This is a genomic window from Streptomyces sp. NPDC060031 (assembly GCF_042736805.1).
GTDB lineage: Bacteria > Actinomycetota > Actinomycetes > Streptomycetales > Streptomycetaceae > Streptomyces.
In genome coordinates this window covers 96,862-113,954 of record NZ_JBHWVM010000013.1, presented here as the reverse complement: position 1 = coordinate 113,954, position 17,093 = coordinate 96,862, and the positions used below count along the sequence as shown (strand labels likewise).

The following is a 17,093-nucleotide window of genomic DNA, read 5'->3' as shown; positions in this document are numbered from 1 at the left end:
TCCGTCGGGGCCGCCCGCGCCGGGCATCGGCGGCTCGGGCACAATCAGGAGCCGTGACCACTCCTCCTGATCCCGCAGTCCTGTACCCCGACGTGGCGGCCTGCGGCAGCCTCGCCGCAGCGCTCCAGACCGAGGGTTGCCTGGGCGGCGTTCCCGTCACCTCCCCGGACTCCGCTCCGCTGGACCGCGCGACCATCGAAAGCACTCTGCCGCACCGTGAGCCGCTGCAGATCAGCGCATGGGAGCACGAGCGTCGGTGGTCGATCCGCGGCACGGAGCCGTTCGAGGGCGCGGTCCTCATGGACGGGGAGACGGACGACCTGGCTCAGCTCGCCAGAGCCGCCCGGGCGTGGCACGACGGGGCATCGCTGGCCGACATCCGCCAGGCGGCCCCCTTCGTGCACCTCACCGGACGGTTCGAAGTACCCGACCTCGATCCCGCGCGCCTGACGGAATCCGAGTGGCAGTACATGCGCCAGCAGGCAAGCGAACTGGAATACGCCTGGCAGCAGACGTACCAAGCCCTGATCGAGGCGGCGCACGCCGAGCCGGCACTGCGCGCCCTCTACCCGTTCACCAGCCACTGGGCGCTGCGCTTCTCGAACACCACACGCCCAGGTCTGACCATCGTCGGCCCCAGCCTGATGGCGCACAGCAACGGCACGTACGGAGTGGGCACGGGCTTCATCAGCACGGACCTCGGCGAATGCGCCACGGCTCATGAGGCCGTGGCACTGGCGGTGCGTCACCTGCCGTCCGGCCTCGGCCCCGTCGCGCTCGGCGCATAGCCCTTTCCCGTTACCAGTGCCGTGTCGCACCGCTGACGATCCGTAACGGATCCCAAGGACTGCACGCTCGCGCGCACGCCCGGCACCTGGTCGCCCGCGCGTGATGTCCAGTTCAGGCTGGCTGGCTGGCTGCTGGCTGGCGCTGCGTCAGGCGATGGTTCGCCGCCGCCGCGCCTGCCTGGCACCCTCAGGCCGCCGCTTGCCCTGCCTCGAGTTTCCCCTGGGGTCACCGCCGAACCGAGCACTCCAGAATTCGGCCGTCGACGGTACCGGCGAGCAGATGTCCTTGCGGCGCTACGGCAAGGGACAGTGCGACGGTGGGGGCACCATCGACCTCCAGATCCGTGCCCCATCGCATCGAGCCGTCGTCGGCGGCGAGCGCCACCAGGGCTCCGGAGTTGTAGGCCACGTAGACCGTGTCGCCGTCGGTGTCGAGGGCGGTGGCGGGGTGATCGGTGCGGTGCTGCCACTGCACAGCGCCGCTCAGGGACCGGCGTACGACGTAAGCGCCATCAGGGTGAGGCCCGTCACCGTGGTGGACGGTGCCGGCATACACCAGGGACTGCCCGATCTCGACCGCCGGGCCGCCGAAGTGGTGTTCCTCCGGCACCCAGGAGTGCGGAAAGAGCCGGCGCAGTGTCCCGTCGGCAGCAAGAGCGGCGACCCATTTGTCCATGTGCGGCTCGACCGGGTCAGTGCCCATCAAGGCGTAGGGGCGGCTTGCGCGACGGACCGTGAACGGATGGTTGAACACGTCGAAAGGGCCGACCTCCGGTCCGGCCACCGGGCCGTCGAGATCGAACAGCGTCAGCCGTGCGGAACCCTTCCGGCGGCCGTCCGTCGGCCTCACGACCATCCGGTCTCCGCCTGCGACGAGAACCGCGAACACGTCCGGACTCAGGGTTTCCAGCACCTGCCCTCCGTCTACCGCGATCCGAGCGAGGCGGGGCGGGGACGTCTCCCGGCGTCGTCCCGCCCGGCGGCTGCGGCGTTCGGCGTTGGCCCAAACCGATGTGCCGTCGGAAGACAGAACCAGCTGCCGGCCGCCTTCCTCGTCCTCGACCACCCACTGCCGCTCTCCCGACGGCAGCCACGACTCCGCCAGGGCCCCGTCCAAAGCGGCCAGCACGCGGCCGTCCTCCAGTCCTTCGACAGCCCACACCCGCCGGCGTACGGACCAGTGCCGACCAGCCGCCGCCGCAAGGTCCGCCAGGAGCCGGCGTGCCTCCCCGCTGAGATCCACCCGGGCAGCCGGCTCTGCAGGCGCGGCCAGTTCCTCCGCGCCGATCACCCCGTGCCCGACTACGAGCCAGTCGGCGCGAGCGACAACGGCCGCATGCCCCTGCTCGCGCGCGTGCGGGTTGTTCCAGTCGTCGCACGGCGCCAGGAGCAGGCGCAGCGCCGTCCGGCTGAGCCATTCCACGCTGAGCACTTCCCGCCGGTATTGCAACGCGGACACCGCGTTGCCGGTGTCCAAGTGGATCAGCAGCAGTTCGCCTTCGAAGGAGTAGCCGCCGTCGTAACGTCCCGTACCGATGGCCAGCAGGGGAAGTACGGGGTGGAAGGCGAGTGATCGGACGGGATACCGGGACCGCACCAGGTGCCGGCACCGCAGGCCGTCCCGCTCGTAGACCCCGATCCGGTGCCCGGTCCACTTCTTGTCCGCGGTCGCGCTGCCGGCCCACTGGATGTGCCCCAGGTCCCCGCCCGCGGCGACCAGCCGGGAACGCTCGTCGACGACGGCCAGAGCCGGTTCTCCGATCTCGGCGAACGGCCCGTCACCGAACACGCGTCGGACGAACGGCACAGGGGTCATACAGGATCCCTCCCGGAGTGGTACGTCAATGGCCGCCGTCCCGGGCGCGGGACGGCGGCCATTCATGATCCCCTTGGGCGGCCGGAGCGCACCGGGAATTTTCCCCATGCCGGGGCCTCGGGCGGGCGTCAGGTCGGCCCGTGCGGCCCGCGCGGCCCGTCTAGGCTCCTGATCATGGACATGAGTGAACGGTGGGCGATGTACGAGGGGCTGCGGGGGGCGGGTTCCCGCGTGGCATCCGGTCGGGGTGGTTGTCGAGGCCGACGGGCCCTGTCGTCCGCCGGCACCCACGGCACCGCTGAGCACGCCCCTCTGGGGCCCGGCACGGACACCGCCGCAGTGGTGCGCCGGCAGCAGGAGGCCTTCGCGGAGCGCGGTGAGCCGGTGGAGCGGAAGGTGTACGGGCACGACTCGCCGGACCTGGCTCCGGCGCTGGACGGCGGCCGGGTTCGCCACGGGCTGGGAACGTTCCGTGCTGATCCCGGGCTCCCTGCGTGCCGAGGAACGCGGCAGCCTGCCCTCCGAGGTGCCCGAGGGCGCGGCGGAGCCGCCCCGGCAGGGGGTGCAACCTGTACGACGTGCGGGGCAGGCCGAGCGGGCGTGGAGGGTCGCCGTCGGGTCCCCGGGCCCCACGCGATGCCCTAGATCGAAGATCCGGAGCGCAAGAAGAGATTCCAGGCGGCAGGGCCTCGCCTCGCCGTTCCCGACGTAGAAAGTCGCGCATCGAAGCCGCCCATCCGGGCCACCTATCGGATGCAGACCCCATGCGCGGACGGACGGAGCTGAAGGCGCACGAGAGGCGCGGCACCCCGCCACCTGAGGCAGCAGGCCCGCTGGCCGGGCCTGCTACTCGCCGGGGGCCCGATACTGGACTTGCCCGGCTCTGCGCAAGGCATCCAGCGTTTCATCGACGCTCAGGAGAACGGTCGTCTCGAACGAACTCAGCGCGCCACCGCCGCTGATCGCCAGCGCCACCGCGGCCATGGACACGTTGTCCGGAGCTTCCCAGAGGTTATAGCCGTCGTGCGTGCCGAAGGCGTACCAGAAGCCGTGGAGCTTCCCACCGACGGACTCGATGTACGACTGAGCGGCCTTCGCCCGGTCCTCGGGGTGACCGATCAGCCTCGCCCAAGTCTCCGGCGTGTAGCTGAACCTTGATAGATAGAGCGGCATCGTGTCTCTGTCTCTCTTCCGTTTCACCAATGGATGCCCCCGCTGGGTGAGAGAAGAGCAGGGGTGGTCCCCGGTTCCCCCAAACAGCCGGGGACGATGACCGCCACGGCCCACAGGCAACGGGTGAGCGGGCCGCCCGGTACAAGATCGTTCACTCGTAGCTGTCTTCCGGGATGGCGACCACACGAGGGTGCCTGAGTCTGTTGATCGTCCGCTCACCGGTGTCGCCTGCGCCGCCATCCGCCTCCAGGCGTAGTCATCACGGAAGCGCGATCAGAACCTTTCAGATGGCCTTACGTTGAGCGTGCTACTTGGCCATGCGCTCTGGCTTGGACATTCCGTGGGCGGACGAGGCCAGACGTGCGAGCCGACTGATCTGGGCGGCACGGCACGGCCGGACCCAGACGGTCGGCCATGGGCGGCGCTGGAGGCTCTGCCCGCCCGGGGCGCGCGATGTCCGGCCCGTTGCGGCTGGTCCCGGAGCTCTTGGAGTTGGTAGCTCATGGGCCACGGCACCGCACCACTCCTTCGACGTCCTCGCCACAGAAGGCAAACCCGGCGGCTCAGCTTCCTCCGAGTCTTCAAGCGCGCCTACGCCCGGCTGCCCCACAGGCCGGCATCACCGGCATCGCCATCGCTTGCATGCCCGGCTCCCACTGCGCGCCGTCCTCGCTGGCCTTCGTCTCATCCCTGCATGCGATCGACTGCACTCATCTCCCCGGCGCTGAGAACGGGGCCACCGCCAGTACACACCACGTGTTCGCTCCGGCGCGGCGCGAGCCGCAGCACGCCCGCCGAGTCGATGACGAACGTGAAGGGCTCAGCCAGCTCGCGAGGCGTAATCGTCAGCGTGCCCTCACCACAGAAGCTGAGCCAGAACCCGAGAATTGACGTCACTGCATGGGCCGCCCGCCGTCTGTGACAGCACCTTCAAACCTCCTCGATGACCAAGCAGATAGCGAAAGGCCCCGCAGGGGGCGGACGCCGCCCCTCACCACACGAGCCTGCCCAAACCGCGCAAACCTCACAAGTCAGTACGCTAGTCAGCCGATTTTCTGACCGGTCACGGAGGTAGCGATGAGTTTGCCCGGCCCGGAGAGTCTCACCCCTGTCATCGCCCCATCACAGGAGGAACGCATGGCTCAGCTATTGAGAGTCCAAAACTTCAACGTCTCGAGTGACGGCATCGGTGCCGGTGAGGACCAGACCCTCGAGAGGCCGTTCGGTCATGTCGAGCCCGAGAAGCTGTTCGCATGGGCCGGTGCCACGGCGAGCTGGCCCATGCGCACCGAACCCGGCGGGAGCCGGGGCCTGGACGACTACCTCACGCGGGACTACGCGCGCAACATCGGCGCCGAGATCATGGGCCGCAACAAGTTCGGTCCCCAGCGGGGGCCCTGGCAGGACCATGAGTGGCAGGGCTGGTGGGGTGACGAGCCCCCGTTCCACACACCGGTATTCGTCCTGACCCACCACAAGCGTCCTTCGCTCACGCTGTCCGACACCACGTTCCACTTCGTCGATGGCGACCCTGCCACGGTCCTCGAGCAGGCCCGGGAGGCAGCGCAGGGCAAGGACGTCCGACTCGGCGGCGGGGCCACCACCATCCGGCAGTTTCTCGACGCCGACCTCGTCGACACCATGCACGTGGCGGTCTCGCCGGTGAAGCTCGGGGCCGGAGTACGACTCTGGAAGTCCCCCGATGAGCTGCTCGACCGGTTCCACCTGGACGTCGTTCCCAGCCCGAGCGGGGTGACGCACCACCTGTTCTGGCGAAAGTGACCGGTCCTCAGGGCAGCCCCGGGCAGATGTTTTGCCTCCCGGGGCCGCCCTGAGGCAGGCTGTCGAGTCGCGCCTCAGGCGAGTGGATGCCAGTGCGGCGCAGGGTTTCGTCAGCGGCTTTCCCGCTGGCGGTGGGGATGGTACGGGGCACCGTCGCCCCTCGCGTGTCAGCCGGCGTCCGACAAGTGGGTGTCACACGATCGCCAGTGGGTACAACCCCCTTCGGCGCCGCGACGGCTCAGCCGACAGCGCCGAGGATCGGCGCCCAAGTGGCACCGGTGAGCGCGGCCACCACCTGCTGCTCGGAGAGCGGCGGAGCAGCGCGGGTCGGCTTCGGTGTGTCGGAGCCGCTGCCGCCGCCGGTGCTGTTCCACTGCACCATCTGAAGCTGCGCGCCGGTCGACTTCAGGGTCACCGTCACCGTCCAGCGGTGAGCGGTGTCCGCCCGGGCCGGGTGTTCGGCCGCGTTCTTCTCCGACATCACCACGGCCCCGCCGGGAACCCCGGCACTGCTCGGCAGCTCGCTCATCGTGCAGGTGTCGTCTTTGGCACGCGCGGGCGTTTGCTCGCAGCTCAGCCCGTCGCCGTCCCTGAGCGGCAGCTTGAGCCGCAGGGCCGAGATACCGACGAAGGCGGCGCCGTGCCCGTCGTCGACGACCAGCCCACCGTTGGCGACGTACCCGCCGGACGGATCCGAGGGGTTGTTGCTCTGCCCGGTCACCTGACTGAACCGGCCCCCGGGGAACGTCATCTCCAGGGCCTGGATCATCTGGGTGTCGGTGATCGCAGAACGGGGCATCGCCAGCGCCACCGTCTCGATGTCGGATCCTGCGGAGCGGAACCCGGCGAGCACGCCGGGGATCACCAGGCCGGCTGCCGCGATCACGGCGCAGGCGCCGACCCCGGCGAGTGCGCCGGCGCTGCGCCGACGCCGGCGGCTCCGCCCGCGCTGGACGGCTCCGCCCAGGAGCGCGGTGAGGTCGGGTTCGAGAGAGTCGGTCGTGCGGTCCAGGGCATGTGCGAGGTCTGCTTCGAACGGCATGGTGGCATCACTTCTCTTTCGCTGATGGGGGCGTTGCGGCGGCATGGACCTGCGTGCACCGGTGCTCACTGCGGAACCAGGTCGGACAGGCTGTCGCCGAGCAGCGCACGCAGCCTGCCGAGTGCCCGGGTCCCCTGCGAGCGGACCGCGCTGCTGCTCAGCCTGAGCATCCGGGCGGTCTCCTCGATGTTGTGGCCCTCCCAGTAGCGCAGCAGCAGCACCGCCCGGTCGCGGGGCGGCAGTTGGCCGAGCGCGCCCAGCAAGGTGATCCGCAGTGCGGCATCGGGGCCGGACTCCGGGCTGTCGGGCATGTTCCCGATCGGGCGCTCGCCGGTGCTTCGCCGACGTCGCAGGCTGAGGAAGGTGCGGACCAGAACCGTCTGGGCGTAGGCCGCCGGGTTGTCCGCACCGGCCACCCGCTTCCAGTGCACGTACAACCGGCTGAGGGTTTCCTGGACCAGGTCCTCGGCGAGATGGGTGTCGCCGGCCGCGAGTGCGTACGCCGAGCGGTAGAGCGCCTTCGCCCTGGCGGCCACGAACTCCAGGTACGCATCCTCCTGTGCTGATTTCACTCGGTCCCCGCCTGTTCTCTTGTTCTGTGATCCCCGCGCATACCCCTCATGACTACGTGAGACGGCAGGATGTCGCGCGGGTGAGAGCTCCTTCTCCTCCACCACCGACTACCAGGTCGCCCGGGCCCCCCGGGTGCCAGGGGCCACCCCGCGACCGTGGAGTGGCTGGTCGCAGGTGAGCTGAACGGCGCCGGCGAAAGGGGCGGCGTGGAGGGGCTCCGCGCACTCCCCCGGCTCAGTACCCCCTCGGTGAACGCCGTGTGTCTTTACCGGCATGGCGAGGAGCTGACCTACGACGCTGAAGGCAAGCTGCGGGCCGAGCTCTACAGTTCGCGACAGCTGAAGAAGGGGGTGGCTCCTGTGGATGAGCGGCGGGTGAAGCGGAAGCTCCTGCTGCCCACGGTTTCCATGCCGGGGAAATGGTTCCAGGGGGATGACAGGCTGCCGGTCCCGAAAGCCTGGCCCCGCCCGACACGCAAACCGCTCGACCGCTCGACCGTGCTGGTCTTCGACGCCACGGGGGCTTGCATCTCGGGCCTGTTCGGTCAAGTCCGCTACGACCCACGGACCGGCCTGCGCAGGTTGTGCCACCGCACGTCTTCGCCGTGTCGCGGACTGGACCGCGGGCCCACCCACAGCCTCGACTTTTGTCCGAGGACGAAAGTCTGTCCCTCGTCGTGCGGAGTCGTGGCAGCATGTGCCGCATGACGACGATCAGAAAGGTCCATGCCGCGTAGACGGCCAGGACACCTCCGGACTGCCTTCCCGCGACGGCACCGGACAGACGCTGCAAGGCCGGGCATCGATGGTCTTTCCGCGCGCGCGGTATCGGAGATCACCCACCTCGAACACACGCGGAACCATCTGGAGGCGGGAGACGTGATCCTGGCCCTGGACCGGTGGCAGAAGTACGTTCGCAGCCCCAGGCGTGCGTTGTGGGACGACTGTGAGTGGGGCAACGTCCACTGGTACTGCTGCGGTAACCCTCTGGAAGGCCGTGCACTCCTCGACCGGGTGCTACTGGCCATGTCGCCTCGGAGCGCCCGCGAACTCAGGACGGTCATCAGCAAGTACGACGCCCTCTACACCGTCCCTTTCACCTGCCTCGCAGATCAAGGTTGAGGTGCCGGCGGGCGGCTGCGCAGCCGGTGGGGTCGGAGCCCAGCGCGATCGGCACTCCCCCGTTGGGACTCCAGCGGTGCGGGTGTCCCTGGTCGGTGGGGCAGGCGAAGACGTTGAGTTCGCCGTGGTTGCCCGCGACCCCTGCGGTGGGTTCGCCGGCCAGGCGCGCGGGCAGGTCTTGTTCCTCGACGGGGGCCCAGCTCTGGCTGCCCCGTCCCATTCAGTCGTGTCGGCGGTCAACAGGAGGTGCATCGGGGTCGCGCAGGCGCGGCAGTCCATCGGTGACGGATCGGTACGGTGCCAGGAGGCGAAGCCGCCGACGCGCCGGCCGGGCGGGATCGGCAGGTCGTACTGGTAGCCGGGCGGCTCGGCGGCGCTGTCGTCGTCCTCTCCCGTTTCCTCTTCCTCGGCCGCTTCTTCCGGGGCGTGGCGGGCGGGCGATCCCGGGCGTGCCGATGGTGGTGGCGGCGTCCAGTAAGAGCCGGGTCAGACCCGTCAGGAGGTCATCGTGCAGGCCAAGTCCTGACGCTTGCCGACTATGACCTCCAGGGCGATGTCGGGGCCGAGAGCCCGGGCAGCGAAGTCGATGCCGCGCGTGGCGGTGGCGATCAGGTCGTGCAGTTCGCTCAGGTCTGCGCCCCGGTCAGCTGGACTCGCGACGCGAGGATGATGTCCGGCGCCTGGGCGAAGGACAGGACGCCTGCGGGTCGGGCGAACGGCCCGCTGCCGACGACCGGGTCGCGGTGCGTACCCCTCAGCCGGGCCAGCGCGTGCCACGCGTAGTCGCCCGGCCCGTGCGGCCAAGCGGCTGCGCCCGGGACAAGGCCGTCCGCGGGGGACGTCCAGTGGCGGGCGTGGTTCGCGATGCGCGACGTGAGCGGCAAGGCCGGGAGCAGCCATCAGGCGTTCGCCGTGCTGCGCTTCGCGGCGAACGGGAAGCGCAGCACGGCAGAAAAATCTGTGAATCTTCGCGTGCCGCGGCAACTTATGGGCCTCCGGCGGCCACTCAGTCCTGTCCGGCCAGGTGGTCCGGTCAGATGCAACGGCTGAAAGAGAGCACAGACATGTTCCCTCGCCCACCCACGTCATCGGTGGCGTACCGCGCTGGCGGCCGCCGTGCCGACGGCAACGCCCGCGGTAGCCGCCGGTCGTCCCGCTCAGCCGTCACGGGGAGACGAAAAGCGATGCATCGTGGCCGTCGGTTGTTCGCGCGTCGGGGTCTCTGGGCGGCCGTCGTCATGGCTGTCGTGGCCGGCTCCATAGTTGTGGTCGGCACGGCCTCAGCGGGAACCGTGGATCTGAAGGCGTGGTACGTGCTGGTCAACCGCAACAGCGGCAAGGTGCTGGATGACCGCGGCTTCGCCACGAACAACGGCGCGGCGGTGGTGCAGTGGGGCCGTCATGGCGGGGCCAACCAGCAGTGGCGGTTCATCGACGCGGGTGAGGGGTACTACCGGCTGCAGAACCGGAACTCCGGCAAGGTGCTGGACGACTACAACTGGTCGAAGACGACCGGTTCCGGCATCGTGCAGTGGAGCGACCTGAACGGCACCAACCAGCAGTTCCAAGTGGCGAAGTCGCCGAACGGCTACGTGCGTTTGATCAATCGCTTCAGTGGCATGGCCGTCGAGGTCCACAACGCCTCCAAGGAGGACGGGGGCGACGTCGTCCAGTCCCGCGACTGGGGCGGCGCCAATCAGCAATGGCAACTCGTCCCAGCCGGGAGCGTCGGCAGCGCCGGCACGCCCACGACGGGCGGCAATGTTCCCACAAGCCAGGCTCCGAGCGGCACGCGCCCGTCCTCGACGTCGTCTCCTGCGGCCGGTGGCGGCAGCTCTACGACACGTTTCATGGGTAGTAGCACGGTGCTCATCGGCGGATCGATGTCTGACGCCTCGGCGACCGCCGCGCCGTTCGACGTGCGATACGCCTATGTGCACAGCCAGCCCGCGCCCTCGTCGGACTACTACTCGGCATCGAAATGCCAGGACGCCTGGAAGAGCTGGTGGGGCTGCTGGTCCGGCAGCACCACGGCGCCCGGCCATTACGTGACCTGGTGGGACGACCATGTGGCCCAGGCCACCTACAAGGGTAGCCCGCGCCCGCAGAAGTTCTTCTGGACCTGGTACTCGTTGCGTGACCTCGGGGACCTGGCAGGCTCGGGCGACGGTCCGGGCGAGGTCGTGGCCATCAACAGGCTTGACCTGCTCACCCGGTATATGAACGACTACCGTTTCTTCCTCCAGAAGATCGGCAACTCGCACGACATGATCGACCTTGAGCCCGACTTCTGGGGCTATGTCCGGTCGCTCGGCGATCCGCACCAGGTTGCCGCGAAGGTCTCGGGCGCAAATCCGACGGATTGCGGATCGCAGGAGAACAGCGCCGCCGGGCTCTCCCGCTGCCTGATCTCGATGGCGCACAAATATGCGCCGAACACCACCGTGGGGTTCCACCTTTCCTGCTGGGACTGGCAGAACAACACACAGGGATGCGCCAAGGACTACGCGAACCTCGGTGCACAGAACGCCGACTTCCTGGTCGCCGATGTGTCGGACCGCGATGCGGGCTGGTACGCACAGCCGGCCCACGGCGGCTACGACAACTTCTGGACCGCCCAGAAGGCCACTGCCCAGCTGGGGTTCTACAAGACGATGGCCGAATCCGTGGGCAAGCCGGTGGTCTTGTGGCAGATCCCCGTCGGCAACATGGCGCAGAACAACACCCTCAACCATTACAAGGACGACAAGGTGGATTGGTTCTTCGCGCACATGGACCAGGTGGCGAAAGCGCATATCGCCGGCCTGCTGTTCGGTGCAGGGCATGGGGAACAGACATCGGTCGAGACCGACGGCGGAAACCTGATCAACAAGACGATCACCTACCACAACTCGGGGGGTGCAGCGCTCAAGTAGGCGGAGGTGCGCAGCTGGTCGGGCATCGCTTCGACGGGGTCGGGCTCGTCCTCTTCGTCGCGGTGAGGACTTCTCGGCTGTACCGGCCAGCTGCCGTCGCGGGATGTCGGATGAGCAGGGATCTCTCCCTCCCGAGCGCTGCCTCTGTCCAGAGGCAAGAGCAAGAGGCTTGCGGTTGAGGCCGTCACGACCAGCACGGCGCCCGTTGGCCTCAAACTGACGACAACACAGCCATAGGCTCAGTAACGCGCCGGTACAGCCAACGGCCTGAGCGAATGCGGTCGGTGCTGGCGGGGCTCTGCCCGCCCCGTCCTTTCTCCATCCCCAGACCCCGCGCCTCAAGCGCCGGGGAGCCGGGGAGCCGGGGAGGCCGAGTGGGCCGGTGGGGCCCGCTTTTAGAAGCCGTATCTCAACCGAACGTGATCTCTTGATTTCTGCTGGTCAGGCATGGTTTCGCTCGGGGTGAGGGAGGCATGCGGCGTCTTGTTGTCCGCTTCATGGGCGAGGGGTGCGCGATGGCATCGGTGCTGGGAATGCTGGAGGAGCGGGAGGCGGCTGCCCGGGTGCGGGTGGAGGGCCTGCGGGAGGAAGCCGCGCGGTTGGCTGAGGTGTTGGAGGCCGCGGAGATCGAGCTGGACCGGCGGGTGATCGCGCGGGAGGAGCTGGTCGAGGCCCTGGCCGTGTCCGCAGCCGAGACGGCTGCGGTGACCGGGGCGGAGCGGGAAACGGTGGTGCCCTCGCCGGTGCCGGGGTCGGTGGTGCCGCCCTGGCGGGACGGGCTGCCGGTGGCGGTGTTGGCAGCGGACTACCAGCGGATTCTGGGCGTGCTGGAGGAGCGGCGGTCCGCGGGCAAGGGGCCGGTGATGGCCAAGGAGATCGCGGCGGAGCTGGGCCTTGGGACGGCGCCGGGGAAGGTCGAGGGGGTGCGTTCGAAGGCCAGGCGCCTGGCGGAACGCGGGTGGCTCCTCCTGGAGGCATCGGGGATGTTCAGTGCCGGCCGGCGGCCCGTGGCCGTGCCAGACGCCGGCTCATCCGCGTGATCATCGACCACCGGATCACCGCCTCGCTGCTGGCCGGCAACGTCTCGTAGTCCCGGGCCAGGCGGCGCGAATGCATCAGCCATGCGAACGTGCGCTCTGCCACCCAGCGTCTGGGGAGCACCACGAACCCTGTCATGTCGTCGGTGCGTTTGACGATCTCCAGGGTCAGGGCGAGTTTCTGACGGCACCAGTCGACGAGGGATCCGGTGTAGCCGCCGTCGGCCCAGACGAGGGTGATGTCGCGGTGCAGACGGCGCAGCCGCGAAAGCAGGCCCACGGCGGCGTCCCGGTCGCCGATGTTCGCGGCGGTGACCGCGACGACCAGGAGCAGACCGAGCGTGTCGGTCACGATGTGCCGTTTACGGCCCGGCACTTTCTTCCCGCCGTCGTAGCCGCGTGAGGCGGCCGGCACCGTCGCGGCGGCCCGCACCGACTGCGCGTCGATGATTCCCGCCGTGGGCTCGACGTCGCGGCCTTCGCGTTCACGGACCTTCCCGCGCAGCCGGTCGTGGAACTCGGTGATCAGCCCTTGCTCGCGCCAGCGGCGGAAGAAGGCGTAGACCCGGCCCCAGCCGGGGAAGTCCGCGGGCATCGCCCGCCAGGAGATCCCGCCAGCGACCAGGTAGCGGATCGCGTCGAGCAGCTGGCGGTGGCAGTAGCCCTCGGGGCGTCCGCCCCTCCCGTTCAGCCAGGCCGGCACCGGCAGCAACGGCCGCACGGCCGCCCACTCCGCGTCCGTCATGTCCGACGGATACCGGCGCACCCGGTCGGGATGGTCGGCCGCGTTGCCGTACACGTGCGCGAGGCAATCACACGATGGTGCGGCCGAGTTGAACTGGACGGGCTCGGACACGTACAACAAGGACACCAGGGCCTCCCGGCGCTGCTCGGTCAGATTCGCATCCCCGAGCTACCGAGAGGCCCTGCCTTCATGCGCGTACAACGGGAAGATCACCCGGGTGGGAAGCCTGTTCGACCCGCACGTTCCATGATCGGTTGAGATACGGCTTCTTACAGCAGGCCGTGGCGCATGGCCGTGGTCACCGCCGCCGTGCGGTCCGTGACCTTCAGCTTGCCGAAGATCCGCAGCAGGTGCGTTTTGACCGTGGACTCGGCCACGAACAGCCCGCGGCCGATCTCCGCGTTCGTCGCGCCCTCCGCTACCAGGCGCAGGACCGACACCTCACGCTCCGAGAGGCGGGGCCGTTGCGGGCGGGTGCGCAGCCGGTCGACGAGGCGGCCTGCCACCGTCGGGGCGAGGACCGTCTCGCCGCGGACGGCCGCGCGGACGGCTCTGGCCAGTTCGGCTCGGGTCATGTCCTTGAGTAGGTAGCCGGCCGCGCCCGCCTCTACCGCGCGCAGGATGTCCCGGTCGTCCTCGTAGGTGGTCAGGACCACCACCGGCACCGGTAGTCCGGCTGCGCTGATGCGGGCGATCGAGTCGACGCCGTCGCCGCCCGGCATCCGCAGGTCCATCAGGATCAGGTCCAGGCCGGCGGCGCCCAGGTTCGCGGCGAGCGCCTCCGCCTGGGGGCCGTTGGACGCCTCCGCCACCACGTCCAGGTCTGGTTCGGCGCTGAGCATGCCGCGCAGGCCTTCGCGTACCACCGGGTGGTCGTCGGCGAGCAGGATGCGGATCATGTCGTACGGCTCCTCAGTTGAGCGGGAGGGTGACGGTGACCGTGGTGCCCGCGGCCGGCGCGCTGTCGACGGCCGCGGAGCCGCCCACCTCCCGGGCCCGGGCCCGCAGGCCCCGCAGGCCGTAGCCCAGCGGTACGGAGCCCGGGTCGAAGCCGCGGCCCGTGTCCCGTACCGACACGGTGAGGGCCGAGGGCGTGTAGGCCAGGTCCAGGGTGGTGGGGGCGCCGGGGCCAGCGTGCCGGGCCGCGTTCGAGAGGGATTCCTGGCAGGTGCGCAGGGCCACGACTTCCAGGGCCGGGGCCAGCGGGCGGACGTCTCCCGTCACCGAGACGGCCGCCGGCGGGTCGTGCCGGGCCGCGAGGCGGCGTACGGCGTCCGGCAGCGAGCCGCCGTCGAAGTCGGCAGGTGCGCCGCCGTTGACCAGGGCGCGGGCCTCCGCCAGGTTCTGCCGGGCGGTGACGGCCATCAGGTCCAGGTGGCGGCGCGCCTGCGCCGGGTCGGTGTCCAGCTCCGACTGCACGGCCTGGACCAGCATCAGGAGACTGGTGAAGCCCTGCGCGAGCGTGTCGTGGATCTCCCGGGACATGCGTTCCCTTTCAGTGTGGGCGCCGCGTTCGGCGGAGAGCCTGGCCACCTCCTCCCGGCTGGCGTCGAGTTCGGCGATCAGGGAAGCCCGGTTGTGGCTCTGCTCGATGATGCGGATGATCCAGGCACCGAAGAAGGCGGAGAAGGCGAAGGTGACGACGGAGTCGAGGACGCCCGCGAACACATCGTTCCCGGGCGGCCGCCACAGCAGTGCCCAGCCGGCCACGGGCAGCAGGGCCACCAACCCCACAGCGGCCACCGCCCGGCGCAGTGGCAGCAGCATGAAGCAGGGCGGGGCGAGCGCAAAGGTGATCACGCGGGCCTCGCCAGCCAGGGCGGCGGCCGGCACGAACAGTGCCAGGTTGCCCGCCAGGTAGCGCACCGACTGTCCGTACCGGGGGCCGAGTTCCAGCAGGAGCAGCGGGCGCCCGGCCCACACGTACCACGGGACGAGCAGCGCGAGCAGGGTCACGGCGGCCAGCCGGTAGGCGAGCGGCGGAAAGCCGACGCCCAGGACGAAGACCGCGGTGACGGCCCACACCAGCCCGAAGTAGAAGTCCCACGGCCCGAAGGCGCGGTCCCAGACGTGGGACTCGCGCGCTCCGGGGTACCGGGCGGGACCGTTCAGCCATCGCGGCGGTTCTTCCACTTGAAAGACACCAGACACAGGAGCAGACCCCCCACAACCCAGGCGCCCAGGACCAGGGCGACCTTTCCATACTCCCAGCCGCCGGACTGTTCGAGAACGGCTGCCGACTCCGGCAGGAACACCCCGCGCAGCCCCTGGCACATCCACTTGAGCGGGAACAGCGCGCCGATGTTCAACAGCCAGTCCGGGATCTGGTGGACCGGGATGAAGACCCCGGAGACGAACTGCATGATCAGGAACGGCAGGACCACGACCGAGCTGGCGCTCTTGCCGGACTTGGGCAGGCTGCTGATGGCGATGCCGAGCAAGGCGCAGCCGGCCAGCCCGAGGGCGAAGATCCAGGCGAAAGTCAGCCACTTCGCGGCGGACGCCGGCAGATCGAGGTCGAACAGGGTGGAGCCGACCAGCAGCAGGATGGCAGTCTCGGCGAGTCCGGTGACCAGCACCAGCCAGACCTTGCCGAGGAAGTACGCGGCCGGAGGCATCGGTGTGCCGCGCAGCCGACGCAGCACCTTCTCGTCGCGCTCGACGGCGATCGAGATGCCGAGGGACTGGAAGCTGGTGGACATGACGCCGGCCGCGATCATGCCGGCCGCGTACATCTGCGAAGGGGTGGCCCCGGCGTTCTCCGTGCCGTCGCGGAAGATCGAGGCGAAGAGCGCGAGGAGGACGATGGGGAAGGCAAAGGTGAAGATCACCGCGTCGCGCTGGCGGGAGAACTGTCTGATCTCCAGCGTGCCCCGCCTCAGACCCAGCGACCAGGCGCCGGGCAGGGATGTGGGGCGGCCGCCGCGCCCGCTCGTACCGGTCACCGTGCTCATCGGGATCCCTCCTGCCACGTCGTGTTGGGGTCGGGCTGGCCCGTGAGGCGCAGGTACACGTCCTCCAGGGTGGGGCGGGTGATCCTCAGGTCCGTGATCTCGCCGTCGAAGCGGGCCGCCAGTTCGGCGACCGTACGGGTGGGAGTGTCGGTGCGGATGCCGCGCGGGCCGCCGTCGGGGTCGGTCCAGGAGACGGTGGCCCCGGTCCCCAGACGGGCACGCAGGTCCGCCGGTTCGCCCTCAGCGACGACCTTGCCGCGGGCGACGACCGCGAGCCGGTCGGCGAGCGCCTCGGCCTCCTCCAGGTAGTGGGTGGTGAGCACAATGGTGGTACCGGCGTCGGACAGCAGCCGGATCAGGTCCCAGAACTGCCGCCGGGCCGCCGGATCGAAGCCGGTGGTCGGCTCGTCTAGGAGCAGCAGCTCCGGGTCGCCGATGACGCCGAGCGCGACGTCGAGGCGGCGCCGCTGGCCGCCGGAGAGACTCTTCACCCGGTGGCCTTGCTTGGCCTCCAGGCCGACGAGGGCGATGACGTCGGCCGGATCGCGGGGCGCCGGGTAGTAGCGGGCGAAGTGCTCGACCGTCTCCCGCACGGTCAGTTCGGCTGGCGCCGACTCGTCCTGCCAGACGATGCCGACGCGCGAGCGCCAGGCCCGGCCGCCGGTGGCGGGGTCCGCGCCGAGGACAGAAACCTCGCCGCCGTCCCGCTCCCGGTGCCCCTGCAGTATTTCCACGGTCGTGCTCTTGCCGGCGCCGTTGGGCCCGAGGAGGCCGAAGACCTCGCCCGGCCGGATCGTCAGGTCCAGTCCGTCCACCGCGGCGACATCGCCGTACTGCTTGCGAAGCCCCCGCACTTCCACCGCGTTTCGCGTCATGGCCACATCGTCTGTCTGAAGCACGTCCACCGGTCCCCCCGTGCGTACCTCCTCATGTCCATCGAACGGTGGACAGCCGACCGCCGCGCACGACACAAGGGCTGGTGCTTGGGCGTGCAGACTTGATCTCCACCAACCGTGCACACTGCCGATTCTGACGGCCCGTCGAAAGGGCTATCGCCCGGAGCAAAACCTGGCGAGTCCTCCGCAAGGCCCGGACCAGCCCCAACAACCTCACGTCAATCGCAAGAGCCATCCTGCCTCTGGAGACT

At 69.6% G+C, this 17,093-nt stretch carries 16 protein-coding genes and 1 pseudogene; 5 read left to right on the top strand and 12 right to left on the bottom strand.

Annotated features, from left to right (window positions below; genetic code table 11):
• Nucleotides 1–53: 53 nt before the first annotated feature.
• Nucleotides 54–788 (top strand): DUF6193 family natural product biosynthesis protein, encoded by a 735-nt coding sequence (locus ACFWB8_RS08660; RefSeq protein ID WP_385223752.1) that lies wholly within the window; start codon nt 54–56, stop codon nt 786–788.
• 226 nt (nt 789–1,014) lie between these two features.
• Here the strand turns inward: ACFWB8_RS08660 and ACFWB8_RS08655 are convergent, their stop codons facing one another.
• The 3 genes and pseudogenes from ACFWB8_RS08655 to ACFWB8_RS08645 form a co-directional block, all read right to left on the bottom strand.
• Nucleotides 1,015–2,604, bottom strand: a complete 1,590-nt coding sequence (locus ACFWB8_RS08655; protein ID WP_385223751.1) for a hypothetical protein — start codon at nt 2,602–2,604, stop codon at nt 1,015–1,017.
• 846 nt (nt 2,605–3,450) lie between these two features.
• Entirely contained in the window at nt 3,451–3,777 is a 327-nt protein-coding gene (locus ACFWB8_RS08650; protein WP_385223750.1) for a GYD domain-containing protein, read from the bottom strand.
• Between the two features lie 708 nt (nt 3,778–4,485).
• Nucleotides 4,486–4,665 (bottom strand): annotated as a pseudogene (locus ACFWB8_RS08645) (hypothetical protein); the annotation flags it as partial.
• A gap of 249 nt (nt 4,666–4,914) precedes the next feature.
• Here ACFWB8_RS08645 and ACFWB8_RS08640 point away from each other — a divergent pair.
• Nucleotides 4,915–5,559, top strand: a complete 645-nt coding sequence (locus ACFWB8_RS08640; RefSeq protein ID WP_385223749.1) for a dihydrofolate reductase family protein — start codon at nt 4,915–4,917, stop codon at nt 5,557–5,559.
• 238 nt (nt 5,560–5,797) lie between these two features.
• On the opposite strand, the gene ACFWB8_RS08635 is transcribed toward ACFWB8_RS08640, so the two are convergent.
• Together ACFWB8_RS08635 and ACFWB8_RS08630 are read right to left on the bottom strand one after the other, a co-directional pair.
• Nucleotides 5,798–6,601 carry a hypothetical protein gene (locus ACFWB8_RS08635; protein ID WP_385223748.1) on the bottom strand — a complete coding sequence of 268 codons (804 nt, stop codon included), beginning with the start codon at nt 6,599–6,601 and terminating at the stop codon, nt 5,798–5,800.
• A gap of 65 nt (nt 6,602–6,666) precedes the next feature.
• A complete protein-coding gene (locus ACFWB8_RS08630; RefSeq protein ID WP_385223747.1) occupies nt 6,667–7,173 on the bottom strand; it encodes a SigE family RNA polymerase sigma factor in 507 nt (168 codons plus the stop codon).
• A gap of 156 nt (nt 7,174–7,329) precedes the next feature.
• On the opposite strand from ACFWB8_RS08630, the gene ACFWB8_RS08625 reads away from it, so the two are divergent.
• Nucleotides 7,330–7,881 (top strand): hypothetical protein, encoded by a 552-nt coding sequence (locus ACFWB8_RS08625; RefSeq protein ID WP_385223746.1) that lies wholly within the window; start codon nt 7,330–7,332, stop codon nt 7,879–7,881.
• Between the two features lie 388 nt (nt 7,882–8,269).
• On the opposite strand, the gene ACFWB8_RS08620 is transcribed toward ACFWB8_RS08625, so the two are convergent.
• The gene (locus ACFWB8_RS08620; RefSeq protein ID WP_385223745.1) at nt 8,270–8,515 is read right to left on the bottom strand and encodes a hypothetical protein; all 246 of its coding nucleotides are present in this window, start codon (nt 8,513–8,515) and stop codon (nt 8,270–8,272) included.
• 406 nt (nt 8,516–8,921) lie between these two features.
• On the bottom strand, nt 8,922–9,179 hold the full coding sequence (locus ACFWB8_RS08615) for a hypothetical protein (RefSeq protein ID WP_385223744.1): 258 nt from the start codon (nt 9,177–9,179) through the stop codon (nt 8,922–8,924).
• A gap of 354 nt (nt 9,180–9,533) precedes the next feature.
• Between ACFWB8_RS08615 and ACFWB8_RS08610 the strand changes: the two genes are divergently transcribed.
• Both ACFWB8_RS08610 and ACFWB8_RS08605 read left to right on the top strand, forming a co-directional pair.
• Entirely contained in the window at nt 9,534–11,210 is a 1,677-nt protein-coding gene (locus ACFWB8_RS08610; protein WP_385223743.1) for an RICIN domain-containing protein, read from the top strand.
• A 473-nt stretch (nt 11,211–11,683) separates the two neighbouring features.
• Nucleotides 11,684–12,250, top strand: a complete 567-nt coding sequence (locus ACFWB8_RS08605; RefSeq protein ID WP_385223742.1) for a hypothetical protein — start codon at nt 11,684–11,686, stop codon at nt 12,248–12,250.
• On the opposite strand, the gene ACFWB8_RS08600 is transcribed toward ACFWB8_RS08605, so the two are convergent.
• The 5 genes from ACFWB8_RS08600 to ACFWB8_RS08580 form a co-directional block, all read right to left on the bottom strand.
• Nucleotides 12,198–12,992, bottom strand: coding sequence for an IS5 family transposase (locus ACFWB8_RS08600; protein WP_385223770.1), 795 nt, complete (start codon nt 12,990–12,992; stop codon nt 12,198–12,200). The genes ACFWB8_RS08605 and ACFWB8_RS08600 overlap by 53 nt on opposite strands.
• A 269-nt stretch (nt 12,993–13,261) precedes the next feature.
• Complete coding sequence (locus ACFWB8_RS08595) at nt 13,262–13,891, bottom strand: response regulator (RefSeq protein ID WP_385223741.1); 630 nt, start codon at nt 13,889–13,891, stop codon at nt 13,262–13,264.
• A gap of 13 nt (nt 13,892–13,904) precedes the next feature.
• A complete protein-coding gene (locus ACFWB8_RS08590) occupies nt 13,905–15,125 on the bottom strand; it encodes a sensor histidine kinase (RefSeq protein WP_385223740.1) in 1,221 nt (406 codons plus the stop codon).
• A complete protein-coding gene (locus ACFWB8_RS08585; protein ID WP_385223739.1) occupies nt 15,101–15,946 on the bottom strand; it encodes an ABC transporter permease in 846 nt (281 codons plus the stop codon). Before ACFWB8_RS08585 ends, ACFWB8_RS08590 begins: the two co-directional genes overlap by 25 nt.
• Nucleotides 15,943–16,821, bottom strand: a complete 879-nt coding sequence (locus ACFWB8_RS08580) for an ABC transporter ATP-binding protein (RefSeq protein WP_385223738.1) — start codon at nt 16,819–16,821, stop codon at nt 15,943–15,945. Before ACFWB8_RS08580 ends, ACFWB8_RS08585 begins: the two co-directional genes overlap by 4 nt.
• Between the last annotated feature and the right edge of the window lie 272 nt (nt 16,822–17,093).